The organism is Photobacterium sp. TY1-4 (genome assembly GCF_025398175.1).
Lineage (GTDB): Bacteria > Pseudomonadota > Gammaproteobacteria > Enterobacterales > Vibrionaceae > Photobacterium.
This window is the reverse complement of sequence record NZ_CP099734.1, coordinates 2,252,054-2,268,532: the sequence shown is the minus strand read 5'-3', so window position 1 is coordinate 2,268,532 and position 16,479 is coordinate 2,252,054. Positions and strand designations below refer to the sequence as shown.

Annotated in this window: 10 protein-coding genes; 4 read left to right on the top strand and 6 right to left on the bottom strand. The window is 57.1% G+C overall.

The features are described 5' to 3' along the window. The first annotated feature begins 216 nt into the window (after window positions 1–216). Entirely contained in the window at window positions 217–2,085 is a 1,869-nt protein-coding gene (locus NH461_RS10615) for an MFS transporter (protein ID WP_261600322.1), read from the top strand. 98 nt (window positions 2,086–2,183) lie between these two features. On the opposite strand, the gene yccS is transcribed toward NH461_RS10615, so the two are convergent. Beyond that, the gene (yccS, locus tag NH461_RS10610) at window positions 2,184–4,388 is read right to left on the bottom strand and encodes a YccS family putative transporter (protein ID WP_261600321.1); all 2,205 of its coding nucleotides are present in this window, start codon (window positions 4,386–4,388) and stop codon (window positions 2,184–2,186) included. A gap of 193 nt (window positions 4,389–4,581) precedes the next feature. Here yccS and helD point away from each other — a divergent pair, with 193 nt between their 5' ends. Further along, on the top strand, window positions 4,582–6,672 hold the full coding sequence (helD, locus tag NH461_RS10605) for a DNA helicase IV (protein ID WP_261600320.1): 2,091 nt from the start codon (window positions 4,582–4,584) through the stop codon (window positions 6,670–6,672). Window positions 6,673–6,697: 25 nt separating this feature from the next. Here the strand turns inward: helD and NH461_RS10600 are convergent, their stop codons facing one another. The 3 genes from NH461_RS10600 to torT all read right to left on the bottom strand — a co-directional run bounded on the left by NH461_RS10600 (window position 6,698) and on the right by torT (window position 9,513). Continuing rightward, on the bottom strand, window positions 6,698–7,696 hold the full coding sequence (locus NH461_RS10600) for an alcohol dehydrogenase catalytic domain-containing protein (protein WP_261600319.1): 999 nt from the start codon (window positions 7,694–7,696) through the stop codon (window positions 6,698–6,700). A gap of 129 nt (window positions 7,697–7,825) precedes the next feature. Then, window positions 7,826–8,284 (bottom strand): methylglyoxal synthase, encoded by a 459-nt coding sequence (locus tag NH461_RS10595; RefSeq protein WP_261600318.1) that lies wholly within the window; start codon window positions 8,282–8,284, stop codon window positions 7,826–7,828. 143 nt (window positions 8,285–8,427) lie between these two features. Then, a complete protein-coding gene (gene torT / locus NH461_RS10590) occupies window positions 8,428–9,513 on the bottom strand; it encodes a TMAO reductase system periplasmic protein TorT (protein ID WP_261600317.1) in 1,086 nt (361 codons plus the stop codon). A 193-nt stretch (window positions 9,514–9,706) separates the two neighbouring features. On the opposite strand from torT, the gene torS reads away from it, so the two are divergent. Continuing rightward, window positions 9,707–12,670, top strand: coding sequence for a TMAO reductase system sensor histidine kinase/response regulator TorS (gene torS / locus NH461_RS10585; RefSeq protein ID WP_261600316.1), 2,964 nt, complete (start codon window positions 9,707–9,709; stop codon window positions 12,668–12,670). A gap of 90 nt (window positions 12,671–12,760) precedes the next feature. Continuing rightward, window positions 12,761–13,393 (top strand): HAD hydrolase-like protein, encoded by a 633-nt coding sequence (locus NH461_RS10580; protein WP_261600315.1) that lies wholly within the window; start codon window positions 12,761–12,763, stop codon window positions 13,391–13,393. A gap of 80 nt (window positions 13,394–13,473) precedes the next feature. Here NH461_RS10580 and speB read toward each other — a convergent pair whose 3' ends face one another. Both speB and speA read right to left on the bottom strand, forming a co-directional pair. Next, a complete protein-coding gene (gene speB / locus NH461_RS10575; protein WP_261600314.1) occupies window positions 13,474–14,403 on the bottom strand; it encodes an agmatinase in 930 nt (309 codons plus the stop codon). Continuing rightward, window positions 14,404–16,314, bottom strand: a complete 1,911-nt coding sequence (gene speA / locus NH461_RS10570) for an arginine decarboxylase (RefSeq protein WP_261600313.1) — start codon at window positions 16,312–16,314, stop codon at window positions 14,404–14,406. Between the last annotated feature and the right edge of the window lie 165 nt (window positions 16,315–16,479).

The window sequence follows — 16,479 nt, the reverse complement described above, 5'->3', positions numbered from 1 at the left end:
CAGAAAGAAGGGCTGGATTCTAGCGGTAAATTTGGACGAATAAAATAGTGTATGGGTATATTGTGGCCGATTTTCCCTTAATTGATTTTGTTGGTGGATTTTTATACTGCAATCGTGGCGCAATCTTTGATGCGTGATTGAAATAATTAATTGTACAGTGTTCAATTGTGGCGTAGAGTACCGTCTATCAACTTCGAATGGATGGCGAGGCGACACATGAACCAGTTCAGATTAATGACCACCCGGCGCTTTTTGCCCTTTTTCCTGACCCAGGCACTGGGCGCATTTAATGATAATTTGTTCAAGAATGTTTTATTGTTGATGATTGCGTTTTCCGGCCTGTATTCCCAGCAAGCCGGTGTTGCGATGGTCAACCTGGCGGCGGGTTTGTTTATCCTGCCGTTTTTCCTGCTCTCGCCGATTGGCGGTCAGCTGGCTGACAAGTATGAAAAATCAGCCCTGATCCGGCGGCTGAAACTGGCCGAAATCGCCATTATGGCCGCGGGGGCGCTGGCGCTGTATTTGCAGTCTATGCCGGGCTTGCTGGCGGTGTTGTTTTTGATGGGAGCCCAGTCGGCACTGTTCGGTCCGGTCAAATTCTCCCTGATGCCCCAACAACTGCGTGAGCATGAACTGGTGGGCGGCAACGCGATGGTGGAGATGGGTACTTTCGTCGCGATCCTCGGCGGGACGGTTACTGCCGGACTGTTGTTCTCTTCCGAGCATGCCACGATGCTGGTGATGGGACTGATTCTGGGACTGGCGGGGTTGGGTTATCTCAGCAGCCGGGCAATTCCGGCCACGCAAGCAGGCGATCCGGCTTTGACCGTGAACTGGAACCCGCTGACCCAGTTGGTTCGCACCATCCGTCAGGCTCGCCGCAACCGAACGATTTTTCTGTCGATTCTGGCCATCAGCTGGTTCTGGTTTATCGGCGCGACGTATCTCACCCAATTACCGCACTTTGCCCGCGATGTTTTGGGGGGAAATCCGCAACTGGTGACGCTGCTGCTGACGGTGTTCTCGGTCGGGATCGCCTGTGGGTCGCTGGTGTGTGAGAAGTTATCCGGTGGGCAGGTGGAGTTGGGCCTGATCCCGCTCGGTGCCATCGGGATCAGTGTCTTCGGGATCGACCTCTATTTTGCCGGACAACAAGTTGTGGCGGCACAAGACATTGGTGTGATGGCGTTTCTCAGTGCCGGGGAAAATCTCAGGTTGCTGTTTGATTTGGCGATGGTCAGCGTCTTTGGTGGCGTGTATGTGGTGCCGCTCAATGCCCTGATCCAGCAGCGCAGTGATGCTCGCAGCCGTGCCCGGACGATTGCCGCCAACAATGTGATGAATGCGCTGCTGATGGTCCTGAGCGCACTGGTTTCGGTGGTGTTGATCAACGGGCTCGGATTGTCGGTGCTGCAACTGTTTCTGGTGGTCGCGGTGGTCAATATTGCCGTGGCCTGTTATGTGTTTTCTCAGGTGCATGAGTTCCTGCTCCGTTTTCTGGTCTGGAGCCTGACTCACGTGATGTACCGGGTCAAACATACCCAACTCTCACATATTCCGGAAGAAGGGCCTGCGGTGCTGGTGTGCAACCATGTCAGTTACGTTGATGCGCTGCTGATTGCCGGGGTGAGCCGTCGCCCGGTCCGGTTTGTGATGGATAAAGACATCGCCAACCTGCCGCTGGTGAAATACTTCTTCAAATGGATCAAAGCCATTCCGATTTGCGCCCATGGCAAGTCGCCTAAAATCTATCATCAGGCGTTTGAGGCCATCAGTGAGGCACTTGAGCAAGGCGATCTGGTGTGTATTTTTCCGGAAGGCAAATTGACCCGGACTGGCGAGATGAATGAATTTAAAAAAGGGATTGAGCGGATCATCAGCCGCAACCCGGTCCCGGTGGTGCCGATGGCCCTTAAGGGAATTTGGGGCTCGTTCTTCAGTCATCGTGATGGCACGGCGTTCAGCAAACTGCCGCGACGCTTCTGGTCCAAAGTGGAAATAGTTGCCGCACCTAAGGTTGCGCCGGACACTGTCACGGCACTTGGGCTCCAGCAGCAGGTACAGCGCTTGCTGAGTACCGCTTAAGCGTAGTTTGGGGAAGTATGAAGCAATCGTGTTGTGGTGACCCCTCAGGCCCCGGGCGTTCGGGACCTGATGAACTGATGCAATGGGGAGGGGGGGAGCTATGCCTGCCCCGGTTGGTCAGAGTGGGCCGGTGGCTGCGCATCTTTGCGGGTGCGGGCGGCCAGTTTATTGGCCAGAGAATGCAGTTCCGGCAGCATGCGCTGGATTAGGTGCAGTTGCTGCAATACCATTGTCACCGAGGTGTTGTCCTCGTCTCGCCATTGGGCTAAGCGTTGCTCCAGTTCGAGATCAGACTGCGGGGCCTGAACACAGTGGTTGCCGTTGAGCTGCTCGGCCAGACAGTCCAGGTGGCCGTGGATTTGGCGGTGGGCCTGGGCCACCAGATAGTGGGTTTGCTCATCATTAAGCTGAGTGCGATGGGCGCCCAGCGCCGAGATGTAACTCAGCATGGCATGGTTTAAAGTCAGGAAGCGGAAACATTCCTCGGTAGCCATGCGGTAGCGACCCGGCTCGGCCAGCATATTGCTGATTGCGGTGCTGAGCTGGGCATCGGTGTTATGGGCTTCGCGTCGGGCGATCCGGTAGCTCAGGCTGTCTTTCTTACCGATCCGGTACTGGCCGATAATCTGTCCCAGGTAATCCCGGTTGGTGGCGATTGCCGCGGCCATTACCTTGTGCAGTCGCTTGGCCTGCCAGTCCGGGAGGATGAAGCTGACGGCCAGAACGGCCAGCAGGCAGCCGAGCAGGGTATCGCCCAGACGCGGCAGGATCACCGCATAGCCTTCGCCGAGCTGGTTAAAGCAGAACAGCACCAGCAGGGTAATAAAGCCGGTCGCCAGATCGTAACGTACGGTCCGAAACGCAAAGAACAGCACCCCGGCCAGCACCATCAGCACCAGCTGGCCTTCCTGGCCCGGAAACAGATACAGCAGCGGCATACCGATCAGCAGCCCGGCCAGCGTACCGACCACCCGCTGCACCAGCTTCTGCCGGGTCGCGCCATAATTCGGCTGGCAGACAAATAGAGTCGTCAGCAAAATCCAGTAGCCACGCTCCAGTTCCAGTGCTTGAATACAGCCGTAGCCGACGGTCAGAGCCACGGCCATTCGGATCGCATGGCGAAACAGCATGGAATCGGGCTTGAGCTGGCTTTTCAGGCGTGCCCAGCGATCCTGCATGCTGCGGGCTTCAGTATCGGCCAGCTCAGTGTCGCTGCCGGTTTGTGCCACATCCGGGTTACTGACGTTCGACAGCTGGCGCTCGACCGTGGCCAGGTTCTGAAACAGATACTCCAGTTGGGTCAGGAAAGAGCGCCATTCAACATTGTGCTGGTTTTTCAGATATAGCAGCGATTCCTGTAATTCATCCAGCGCCTTGACGCTGTCGGCGCTGTGGTGGTAGGGCTTGCCCATCGCCAGCGCATACGAGATATCCCGGCAGGCTTGCGCCTGATGGGTCAGCAGACGTTGAAAGCGAAACAGCACGTCGCTGCGCTGGAAGGCTGCAGCCAGATCCTGATAGCGGTAATGGGATGAGCTGGCTCGTTCGTGAATATCCTGGGCCAGGAAGTAGATTTGCAGGAACCGGTCGCCGCGTTGGTTAGGCTGGGCGCGCCGGGCCCGACTCAACAGGGTGGCCTTGGCATTGTTCAGTGCCGTGACGACCCGCGCATTCTGGCTTGCCGCAGCCAGCCGCAACGGCTGGGGATTGAGGTTACCGACCGGGTCGAACAGGCGACTTTTGCATTCCAGATAATCGGAGAACTCACTGAACACGGCCGCCAGGCTTTGTTGTACCGGATGGTTGGGCCACAGCAGTTGCCAACTGATGGACAGCAGGCCGTACCAGGATGCCCCGGCTAACAGCAGCGTCGGCTGATACCAGAGGTTCGGGCTGTTTGCGGCCCCCAGCATGGTATAGACCGCCAGTAGCAAAGAGGCGAACGCAATACTGGCGTATCGGGCGCCAATTGCGCCGAGCATGATAAACCCGAAGGTCGAGCAGAACAGGCCAACGGCAAACAGCCAGGGGAAATCAAACAGCAGTTCGATGGAAAATGCAGCCACCATGAAACAGATCAGCGTCATGGCCAGCCCTTTGAGCCGTCCTTGCAGACTGTCGTCGGTTTCCGCCAGGGCGGCAGCGATGATCCCCAGTACCAGTGGCGTCACTTCGGTACTGGCCTGGAAATACCAACAGGGCAGGGCCACGCCGACCAAAGCAATCAGAACCCGAATACAGTAGTTAATGCGTTCATTGGCCCAATAACGGCGTAGCGTAAATTTCAGTCGGCTGGTGTGCATGGCGGCTCAATTTATCAGATAGAGAGTTAAAGATACCAGAATTGCCCGTAACAGGGCTATAAACCCCTATTCAAAATAGTGAGATAGCGATTTCTTAGCAGAAATTTTACGCAAAAGACGGTTTCGGCGCTTTGGCAGCAAAACACTTCTTGCTACTCTTACGGACGTTTGAAGTTAGGGTTGGGTTACAGCAATGCGTTTAACAGCCGGTTGGCTCGCACAGTGGTTAGTGCAGGGGGATTTTTGCAGCATCGCATTAGGCGAGAACTGCTTGATCCTGGACAGTCAGACTGCAACAGAAGAGATCCCGTTTGACGATTGGGACGGGGCCATTGCTGTGCATCGTGGGGTCTTGTGGGGCGCGTTGGAAATCACCTCGGCCGATCAGCAGTTTTGTTGGACCGTCCATGGGCTGCCCTGGCGGCAGTGCAAGCAATTTGCCGCTGTGCTGCTTGAGGCTTATCGTCACTGGGCGCAGGGACGCGTGGAAACCCTCGACCAGCAGCTGCCTGAAATGCTGGCGCGAATTGATCAGTTTGCAACCCAGCACACTTATTTACGGACCTCGGAATACCATAAGCTGACTCGCTTCCTGGAAAAGTCGCTGGCCATGACCGGGCTGACTCAGGAGCTGGCGGCGTCATTCCGCCCGATGGCATTTGAGAAAGTCTCTCCCTGGTTGGCCGGCAACCAGGACTGGGTCGAGGAAACCAATCAGCAATGGTTGCGACAGGAAGCCGAGAAATGGTCTTCCTGGTTCGACACGTTTGAATCCTCGCCGCTCAATGCCTCGCAGCGGGAAGCGGTGCTGATTAATCAGGACCATAACCTGGTGCTGGCCGGTGCCGGTTCCGGGAAAACCAGCGTGCTGGTGGCCCGGGCCGGATATCTGGTGGCCAATCAGGTGGCGCAGCCGGAAGCGATCCTGATGCTGGCCTTTGGCCGCAAAGCGGCGGAAGAGATGAGCGAGCGCCTGAGCCAGAAGGTGAATAAGCAGATCAAAGTGGCGACGTTTCATAGTCTGGGCACCCAGATCATCCAGGCGGTTGAAGGGGAGCGGCCGAACGTTACCCCATTGGCGCTGGATGAAAAAGCCCGTGCCGCGTGGATTGCCGACATGTTGACCGAGCAGTGGGAAACGGCAGCATCGGCCAAGCGCTGGCAAAAACACCTGACCCAATGGCGGATCCCTGGATTCAAAGCCGATAATTCGATGGAGAAGCAGGCCCGCAGTGAACAGCTGGCGGCCTGGATCTGGCGTCATATCGAGCTGCTGGGTCAGCGCGGGGCGAATAAGTCCGAGCTGGCGCAGAGCATCGAGCAAAGCGAGGCCCATGAAGCCAGCCAGGCACGGATGAAAAGTGAACTGGCGTTGTTATGGCCCTGTTTCCGGGCTTATCAGCAGCAGCTGAAAAACCAGAAACAAATTGACTTTAACACCATGATCCAGAAAGCAACGGAGTATGTCACCGACGGAAAATTTACCCCGCCCTGGCAATTTATCATGGTGGATGAATATCAGGATATCTCGCCCCACCGTCTGGCCTTGATTGAAGCCTTGTGCCGTCCGGTTAGCGGCCAGGTCAAACCCAGCCTGTTTGCGGTGGGGGATGACTGGCAGGCGATCTACCGCTTCGCCGGGGCGGATGTGAACCTGACCACGGGGTTTGAGCAGCGCTTCGGCGCGTGTCACCTCACCGAGCTGGATACCACGTATCGCTTTAACAGCATGATCGGGGAAGTGGCGAATCTTTTTGTGCAGCAGAACCCGCAACAGTTGAAAAAGCAGCTGAACAGCTTCAAAAAGCAAAAGCGCAAGGCAGTCACCCTGCTGTGCCAGGATCTGCTGGAGCAGGAACTGGTGCAGCTGGCAGCTCAAAACAGTGAGCAGACCACCGTGCTGTTGCTGGGACGGAATAACAATCAGCGTCCGGACAAGCTCAAAGCCTGGCAAAAACAGTGGCCGCAGCTGGGGCTGAACTTCATGACCTGCCATGCCAGCAAAGGGCGTGAAGCCGATTATGTGTTTATCCTGGATGTGAACCGGGGCGTGTTCCCGGCGCCGGATCGGGAAACCGGGCTGGCGGGCTGTTTGCAGTCACGGCATGAGCATTTTGCTGATGCCGAAGAGCGGCGGTTGTTCTATGTTGCCCTGACCCGGGCGCGGCATCATGTCTGGGTCTGTGCCGATCCGGAAAAAACCTCGCCGTTTGTCAATGAACTGATTGATGAACGCTATCCGGTGATGAACAAAATCAAACGGATGAAAGCCGCCCGCAGTTAGGACGGTTTTCTGCCATCCGCCTGCATCAGCGCTGCGTGTCCGTGGCGCTGATACGCAGCACCAGCTTGCCGCTGTGCAGGCCCATTCTCAGGGTATCCAGCCCGGATTTTAACTCCTCGAACGCAAACACTTCACCAATCATCGGGTCGAGCTTGCCGTCAGCCACCAGATCGCTGAGGGAATTGCCGATATCCGTCAGGTGGTGAACATGATCCAGGGTGCCGTGGGCGTAGGTGCCATGTAGGGCGACTTCGTGCAGGCTCAGGGCCTTGGTGGTCGCCAGCAGCGGGACCTGGTTGAATTGATCGGCAATCATCACAATCTCGCCGTTATATCGGATCAGCGCACTCATGATGCTGCCGGATTTGGCGGATATACAGTCGATCACCGCGTGGATCAGTTGATCTTCGGTCAGTTCGATCAACCGCATGGCCACGTTCTCCGTTTCCGGGTCAATGACCGCGTCAGCACCGTAGCCCAGTAAGCGCGGGTGATGGCGACTTGAGGCGATGGCATAGACGGTCGCGCCGGCCAGTTTTGCCAGCTGGACGGCAAATCCGCCGACACCACCACCGGCACCGGTAATCGCGACCTTATGGCCGGGCTGGAGGCGGAGTTTGTCATAGACCGCCTGCCAGGCACTGAAACCGGCACACGGCAAGGCCGCGGCCTGCTCGAACGTGACGGTGTCGGGGATCCGGCTCAGGGTCGAGGCTTTGACACAGGCGTATTCGGCAAATCCGCCGGCCCGGCGCGGATCGGTAAAACACATGACCCGGTCGCCCGGACGCAGGTGGCTGACGTTGCGCCCGACCTGATCGACAGTCCCGGCAATATCCAGCCCGACGATTTGCGGATAAGTCCAGGTCGCATACCCCCAGTGGAGCAGCTTGTGATCGAAGGGATTTAAGCCGGCCGCCGCGACTTGAACGCGGACTTCATCGGCAGCAGGTTTGGGTTTGACCGCGCGGGTGAGGGTGAGGCTATCCGGTCCCTCTGGTTGATTTAAGATCCATGCTTTCATATCCACCCCTACTTTATGTTTTTATCATTATGATTTGATAAAGATATACCAAACACAGCGGCCTGGGCGGGGTGGCAAAGAAAAAGCCTTCCGGTGAGGGAAGGCTTGGGTGTTGCCTAAGGTGCGTGATTACCCGAGACGTTCGGTCAGGTAAGCATCGTAATCCGGAATTTCGATATCGACTTCCTCATTGAGCTTCGGCGAAGAAATCATGAAGTTGGCACTGGCACGGTTGGTCGCCACCGGAATATTCCAGACCGCCGAAATACGCAGCAGGGCTTTGACATCCGGGTCGTGCGGGACGGCATTCAGTGGATCCCAGAAGAAAATCATCATGTCGATTTTGCCTTCCGAAATCAGTGCGCCGAGCTGCTGGTCGCCGCCCATCGGGCCGCTCAGCAGGCAATTGACGTTCAAACCGGTTTCGCGGGAAATCAAGTGGCCGGTGGTGCCTGTCGCATACAGGGTATGGTGTTGTAGTTTTTCCTGATGTTCAGATGCCCAGCGCAACAGGTGGGTTTTGCAATTATCATGAGCAACCAGTGCAATATGCTTGCTGGCTTTCATTTTACGGGTTGTTACGTGCATTCAGCGCTCCACGTTGGGGTAGGGTCGGGTATTACTGATAGGTAAAATTGTAGTCATTAATATCAGAGGCCACCGGAGATGTACAATGGCAATATCGTGAAATTTCGCATTGGTAACAGTATTTTCCCCGATCTTTCCCCGCGTTACGGATGTGAATGGGTGGTGGGTGAAATCCGGAAAGTGGGTCGAAATTCAGCCGGTGACAATGAAGCGCTGATCACCTGAGCGGGCAGATGATCGGGGGTCAGTGGTTCGATGATGGTCGCCAGATCCCGTTCGACCGGACGTTTATCCAGATAGCGGACGGCCTGGTCGACGGACAGCATTGCTTGCTGAGCCATTTTGTCCGTTGGAGCAAACAGGACCCGGCCGCGCAGCAGACCGCGATAGACGCCGTGACTGAGATAGGTTGAAACGATCCCAATCTCTTTCAGTTTATCCATTGAGCGCAGCTCGCTGATCGCCACCTCCGCGGCAACCGCCCCGCCGACGATATAATCGATGTCCTGCCGCTCGGCAAACAGCTGTTGGATCAGGTTGCGCTGGAGCTCTTTGCTGTTGTCGGCCCACAGGGTCGCGACAATACGAACATCACTGCCTTCAATTGCCTGGCGAAATCCCTGGTTGACCGGGTGGGTACCGCCGCGCCATTTGGGACCCGGCAGCCAGGCAATATTCACAATGCCGCTGCCGGCCGGATGGCGCTTGGCCAGAAACTCCCCGGCGGCCTGGCCCATCTTCGACCAGTCGACGCCGACTTTACCGACGACCTGCCGGAGCTGGTCGGGGTCGGTCATGTCCAGATCATTGATGGTGGCAAACACCGGGATGTCGGCGACCAGTTGGCTGAGCTGGCCGGCGTAGGCGTGGCGATCCACGGCGCCGAGGATGATCGCATCGGCCTGCCACTGGCGGCATTGTTGCAGTTGCACCTGCTGGTGGGTCAGGTTGGGATAGCCGCCGGCTTCGAGCACCTTGAGTTGAACGCCCAGTTGCCGGGCATGGCGCACCATTCCGTAGTTGACAGAGAGCCAGTAGGAGTCTTTCAGGTGCGGATAGACCGCACACAGTTTCCATGGCCGGGAGGCCTGCGTCAGGGGCTGGTAATGGATTTGCTGCGGTTGTCGGGGCTCATGAAACGGCGGACGGTTGGCCTCCACCCAGACCTCGGCCGAGGCGGAGAAGGACAACAGGCTGAAAAACAGAGAAAATAACGGCCTTTTTGTCATGATTCGTAGCATCCCAACAGTTATCGCTGGCAAAATAGTAAAGCTTTATTGGTTAGGGCGCCATACAGATGATGGGGTTCCTGCGGGGAATGCCCGGGACGCTTCCGGATTAGGTGTTCGCCCGAACCGGGATTGATCTGCCATGATCTGAATGAAAGCCGTTATTTTGGAGTGTCACACTTTGGGTCGATTCATGACATTCACGCCGCGCAGCATCGGCCGGAAATTGCTGATTGCCTTTTCGATGATGGCCGGGTTGATGATCGCCGCTGCGGTCATCGGGGTGGCCGGATTCTCGCTGGTGGCCAAAACTGAGCGGACCGTGATTAACACGGCGGTCCCGGCGTTGGCCGAAGCCCGTAAGCTGTCGGATCTCAGTACCCGGATCATTTTCACCGCGCAGGTGCTGGCGAAGTCAACCACCGAGACAGAGCGGGATCGCCAGGGGAGGGCCCTGACGATCCACATTGAACAGTTGACGCAGAGCTTGGCGGATTTGGAGCAGTATGCCTTTGCCCCGGAGTTGATGGACCAGTTGCATCAGGACGTGCGCAATATTGTCGATAACCTGGCGCAGCTGGGCTGGCTGGTCGGGCGAAAAATCAAATTGGAAGCCTCGACGGCGGATTTGATCAAGGTCCTGACGGCAGCCACCCAGCAAATCGACGTGCTCTCGCAGTCTCAGGTGTCTAACGCCAGTACCACGGCGGTGGCCAATGTGGCGCGGATCTATGATTTGGTGGACGGCGGCGATAAACCGGCGGCGTTTCGTGCGCTGGACACCCTGGTCGAGGTCGATATGGACCTGACGGAGCGGTTGTTCGAGCTGCGGTTTATGTCGCAGCAACTGATCAACATGCTCGACGAAATCAGCCGCGTGGAGAACCAGGGCGCGCTGGAAGTGCTGCATGAACGGTACCGGCAAGCCACCACGATCATGCAGCATCGGGTTCGCGCCGTGGAAGATCCGAGCCGCTCGGCACTGCTGGTGACGCAGACCGATATTCTGGCCCGTGAAGATCCGCTATTTACCCTGACCCGCGAGTTGCTGAGTGCCCGACAGGATGTGGAGCGGATGGAGCAGCAGAATCTGGTGCTGTTCCAGCAGTTGAACCAGACGGTCGGTGATCTGATTGCGGCGGCGAACTGGGGCACGCAGCAGGCGGTTGCTGTGGTGGAAGGGACTTTAACGGTGGCCCGCAACAGCCTGATCGGGATCTCCGTGGCCGGTTTGCTGGCGCTGGTGTTGATCACCTGGCGGTATGTGTATGCCCGGGTGATCCGGCGGATGAACCTTTACAGTGAGGTGCTGCTGTCCATTGCTCGCGGTGATTTGAATGTTCAGCTGACGGTGCAGGGGGATGACGAGTTGGCCCAGATGGGGCGGGCGATCATGGTGGCGCGGGACACGGCTGCCGAGCGTCACCGTCTGGCCCAGGCCGAGGCCAAAATCCGGGCTGAGTTGCAACAACATAAAGCCAGCCTGGAGCGGCTGGTGGCCCAGCGGACCAGCGAGCTGGAGCTGGCCAACAATCAGTTGAACCTGGAAGTGGTGAATCATGCCAAGGCCCGGGCCGAAGCCGAGCGGGCCAACCGGGCCAAATCCGCCTTCCTGGCGACCATGAGCCATGAGATCCGCACGCCGATGAACGGGGTACTGGGAACCGCCTCCCTGCTGGCCGATACCGGGCTGACCGCGCAACAGGAAAAATATCTGGACGTGATCAACCGCAGCGGTGAAGCGTTGATGGATATCCTCAATGACGTGCTGGATTACTCGAAAATCGAAGCGGGCCATCTGGAGATCCGCCCGGCGGACTTTTCCCTGCCGGAAGTGGTGTCGGATGTTTATCAGCTATTTGAAAGCCGGGCGCTGGAGAAAGGGATCCGGATTGAAACGGAAATCAGTGCTGAACTGCCGGCGTTCTGGGTCGGCGATCGGGTACGGTTGCGGCAGATCCTCACCAACCTGGTTGGTAATGCGGTCAAGTTTACCGAGCAGGGACAGATTACCATTCGCGTCGAAGCCGATTCGGATGATGCCGAGCAATTGCTGTTCCTGGTAGAAGATACCGGGGTTGGGATCGCCACCGATGAACAACGGGGCTTGTTTGAAGCCTTTCAGCAATCGGAAACCGGGCAGCAGACACTGGGCGGCACCGGGCTCGGGCTGGCGATTAGCAAGCGGCTGGTGGAGGCGATGGGCGGCGAAATCGGGGTGCGTTCCCTGCCCGGCGCCGGGAGCTGTTTCTGGTTCCGCTTGCGTCTGGCTCAGGGGCAGCAAGTGAGCCGGTCACTGGCTTCGATTCAGGACATCGCGGCGGCCCGGGTCCTGCTGGTGGAAGATAACCCGGTGAACTGCCTGATTGCCGAGGGCTTTTTGCACCGACTGGGCCATCACGTGGTGGTGGCTGAAACGGGAGAGCAAGCCAGGGCGCTGTTTGCCGCGCAGGCGTTTGATGTGGCGATTCTGGACATTAATTTGCCGGATACCGACGGCGTGAGTTTGCTGAAAGCCTTGCGCGCTCTCGAAGATGAACAGAAAGGCCCGCATACCCCGATGATTGCGTTTTCCGCCCATGTGTTCCGTGAAGAGGTCGAATCGTATCTGGCCGCCGGGTTCGCCGGATTTCTGCCCAAGCCGCTGACCGAAATTCAGCTGGTGGAAACCATGGCCAGCGTCCTGTCCGGGGAGCACCGGGTACTTGATGTGGAACAACCTTTACCGCAGGACGAAGTGATGACAGAGACCCATGATGATAAGCCGGAGCGGATGCGTGAGCCGGAAGCCCCGGTTTTGGACCCTGCAGTGCTGGCCGCGGATGCCAAAGTGCTGGGCCCGAAGCAGGTGCTGAAGCTGATCACGCTGTTTGAGGATTCGTCTGCTCAGACGGTGGCCAAATTGCAGGTTGCGGCGGACGAAGGCAAGACGCCGCTGGTGGCAGACCTGGCCCACACCCTCAAAGGGGCGGCCGGGAGCCTGGGGCTCAAACAACTCTATCACCTGTGCCTCGACTTGGAAGTGACGGCCAAGCAGGGCGAGTTACGGGATGGGCTGATCGCCCGGTTGCCCGCGGCGTTTGAAGCGGCTTGCGAGGCGCTGAATGCAGCATTCGGCACCGGAGCGCCGGATAGCAGCCAGACGCCTGATTCCTAACGGGCACGACAAAGCAGTACGAAAGAAACGGACAAGAAATAAGCACGAAAACCGTGAAGAATAAAAACTGCGAATAACAAGGAGTGTGGTGTGAAACATGAGTGGTTGATTTTTGATTTGGACGGCACCATCAGCGATCCCAAAGACGGGATTGTTCGCTCGTTTAACTATGCGTTGCAAGCGTTTGATCTGCCGGTTCGCCCCGATGCAGACATTGCCGCCTATATCGGTCCGCCGCTCGATCAGACGTTTATCCAGTTGGTCGGCAGCCATGAGCTGGACCTGATCCAGCTGCTGGTGGCGAAATACCGCGAGCGTTATGCCGAGATCGGCTATCGCGAGAACCGGTTGTATCCGGGGATCGCGCAAGTGCTGGCGCAGCTGGCGGACGCCGGTCAGTATCGGCTTGGGGTTTGTACCTCCAAGCGGGCAGATTTTGCCGATAAAATTCTTGAAATGTTCGGCCTTCGTGAGCGGTTTGAGTTTGTCAGCGGCGGGGATATCGGCATCGAGAAATGGCAACAGCTGGCAGCATTGCGTCGGGATGGCGTGATTTCACAGCAGGCGGTGATGATCGGGGATCGGGCGGTGGATATCACGGCCGGTCAGCGCAATGGCCTGCAAACCGCCGGGGTTTTGTGGGGTTATGGCTCGGTTGCAGAGCTCAGCCAGGTTGCGCCCACGTATCTGTTCGAGCAGCCAGCGCAGTTGGGTCAGTTGTAAAGCGATAGCTTCGCTACATAGCGTTGCTGAACCGGAAAGGTCTCTTGAGCACGGTGTGCTCAAGAGACCGATGCGAGTGATTACGCTGCGGTTTCCCGTCCGCTGGCCCAGGCGTACATCAGCTCAAGAGCGATGGTGGCCCCGGCCAGGGCCGTGACGTCACTTTGGTCAAACGGCGGCGAGACCTCGACCACATCCATGCCGACAATGTTCATCCCGGCGAGGCCGCGGATGATATTGAGCACTTTGTCGGAATTGAGTCCGCCACAGACCGGTGTGCCGGTGCCCGGTGCAAACGCCGGGTCCAGGCAGTCGATGTCAAAAGTGACATAGATCGGTTTATCGCCAACCACATCGCGGATTTGTGCCACGATGCTGTCGGCGCTCATCTGATTGGCCTGGCTTGCATCAATGACGTTGAACCCGTGTTGCTTCTGCTCATATTGCGTCCGGATCCCGATTTGAATCGAATGCTTCGGACAGATCAGCCCTTCTTTGGGCGCATGATAAAACATGGTGCCGTGATCATAGGCGCTGCCGTTGGCATACGTATCCGTGTGGGCATCAAAATGCACCAGAGCCATCTCGCCATAATGCTTGGCGGAGGCACGCAGGATCGGCAGGGTGATAAAGTGATCACCGCCCAGCGCCAGTAGGGTTTTGCCGCTCTTTAAAATTTCACCGGTTGCCGCTTCCAGCCGATAAGTAAAATCTTCGGCATCCCCGCAATCAAACACCAGATCGCCGGCATCAATCACGTTGGCCTTTTCGAACAAGTTGAAGTCCCACGGGTACTTCTTGCTCTCCCACGCCAGGTTGACCGACGCGCGGCGGATCGCATCGGGCCCCAGGCGCGCGCCCGGGCGGCCCGAGGTGGCCATGTCCAACGGAACACCGAGCACCACGAGATCAGCATCGGTGTCGATGGGGTTGCGCACGTATGGACGGCGCAGAAAACTCATGGCGTTTGAGTACAGAGAATAATCAGTTTTTGTAAACAAATCATTCATTTAAAAGTCCTCTAAATAGGTATATCCGTTCAAGCCGTGTTCCAGCTCATCCAGAATTGCCTGTTGTTCATGCGAGCACACGCGCGCTGCAACCAGCTCGCGGTAATGGCCGCGGATTTGCTCGACGTCAATGTGAACGTAACGCAGCATGTCTTCTACGCTGTCGCCTTCGTTGATCAGGGTCAGCTCCGCTTCACCGTCCGAGTCAATGTTGACCACCACACTGTGGGTGTCCCCGAACAGGTTGTGCATGTCGCCCAGAATTTCCTGATAGGCGCCGACCAGGAAAAAGCCCATCAGGTACGCTTCGTCTTTGGTCCAGGCCGGCACCGGCAACGTCGTTTCAATGCCTTGCCCTTCAACATATTGCTCCACGGCACCATCTGAGTCACAAGTGATGTCCAGGATCACCGCTCGGCGATCATCCAGTCGCTCAAGTCCGGAGAGCGGCAGCACCGGGAACACCTGATCGATCCCCCAGGCATCCGGCAGGGACTGGAACAGGGAGAAATTGACGAAGAACTTGTCCGCCAGTCGCTCATGAAGCTGATCCAGGATCGGGCGGTGGAAGCGGTTCCGGGTATTCATTTTCCGGCTCAGCTCGAAATAAATCCGCAGTGACAACTGTTCAGCCCAGGCGCGCTGTTCCAGGTTGAGCAGCCCCATGGCAAACTGGCTGTGGACTTCAGACAAATCGCTCTGGGTGTCGTTGTAGATCTCGATCAGTGCTCGCGCATTGCTGTCATCCTGCAGGATCTCCCAGTTCCGCCACATATTCTGGAGCAGGACCGGATCTTCAATCAGCGGCTCAACCACCGTTTCCGGCTGATAGCTTTCTGTTCCGATCACATTGGTGATCAGCACGGCGTGATGCGCGGTCAGCGAGCGGCCGGATTCGGAGATAATCACCGGCATCGGCTGCTCATAATGCTGACAGACATCACTGACGGTGCTGACCACATTGCGTGCATACTCATCCAGCCCGTAGTTCATCGAGTTGGACGACTGGCTGCGGGTACCGTCATAGTCGACCGCAAGCCCGCCGCCGATGTCGAAATACTGGATTTTCGCGCCCATGGCCCGAAGCTCACAGTAAAAGCGCGCCGACTCGTTCACGCCGTTACGCACATCGCGAATATTCGCCATTTGCGAGCCGAGGTGGAAGTGCACCAGTTGCAGCGCATCCAGCTGATCTTCTTCTTTCAGGCGCGCGATCACTTGCAGCACTTGCGAGGCCGACAGGCCGAATTTGGATTTTTCACCACCACTGGCCTGCCATTTTCCGGCACCTTGAGAAGCAAGGCGGATCCGGATCCCCAGCCGGGGTTTGACCCCCAGGCTGGCTGCTTCACGCAGCACCAAATCAAGTTCGGACATCTTCTCCAGCACGATAAACACTTTGTGGCCGAGCTTTTCGCCAATCAGTGCCAGACGGATATATTCGCGATCTTTATAGCCGTTGCACACGATCACCGAGCTGGCTTTTTGCGCCATCGCCAACACGGCCAACAGTTCTGGTTTACTGCCGGCTTCCAGACCCAGCTGCTTGGTTTCCAACTGCGCCTGGCTGGCCAGAATCTCATCTACGACTTCACGCTGCTGGTTGACCTTGATCGGATACACCAACAGGTAGTGATTCGGGTAGTCATACGCTTCAATCGCTTGATTGAATGCCTGGCAGATGTTATGCACGCGTTGGTGTAAGATCTGTGGGAAACGTACCAAAGCCGGCATGCTTAGGCCGGTTGCTTCGATTTGTTTGGCGATTTTGCTCAGTGCCAGTCCGCGTGTTTTGTCACAGGTAGGCGAAAAATAGACTTCGCCGGTGTCATCAATGCCAAAGAATCCCTGGCTCCAGTAATCAACGTTGTAATCTGCACGAACGCTATCTAGTTTGGATACGTTTTCCACTTATCTTCTCAGTCAGCAGATGCCCGGTGGATTGCCACATCGGGGCATAGCCATAAACAAGGCCCAACCTGAAAGCACAAGTTGAGCCACACCTGACGCCTGTTGCGTCGCGCGTATTAACGGGCAAAACGGTGCGGGAGTCTAACGAATAAATTTTGTCGTGAA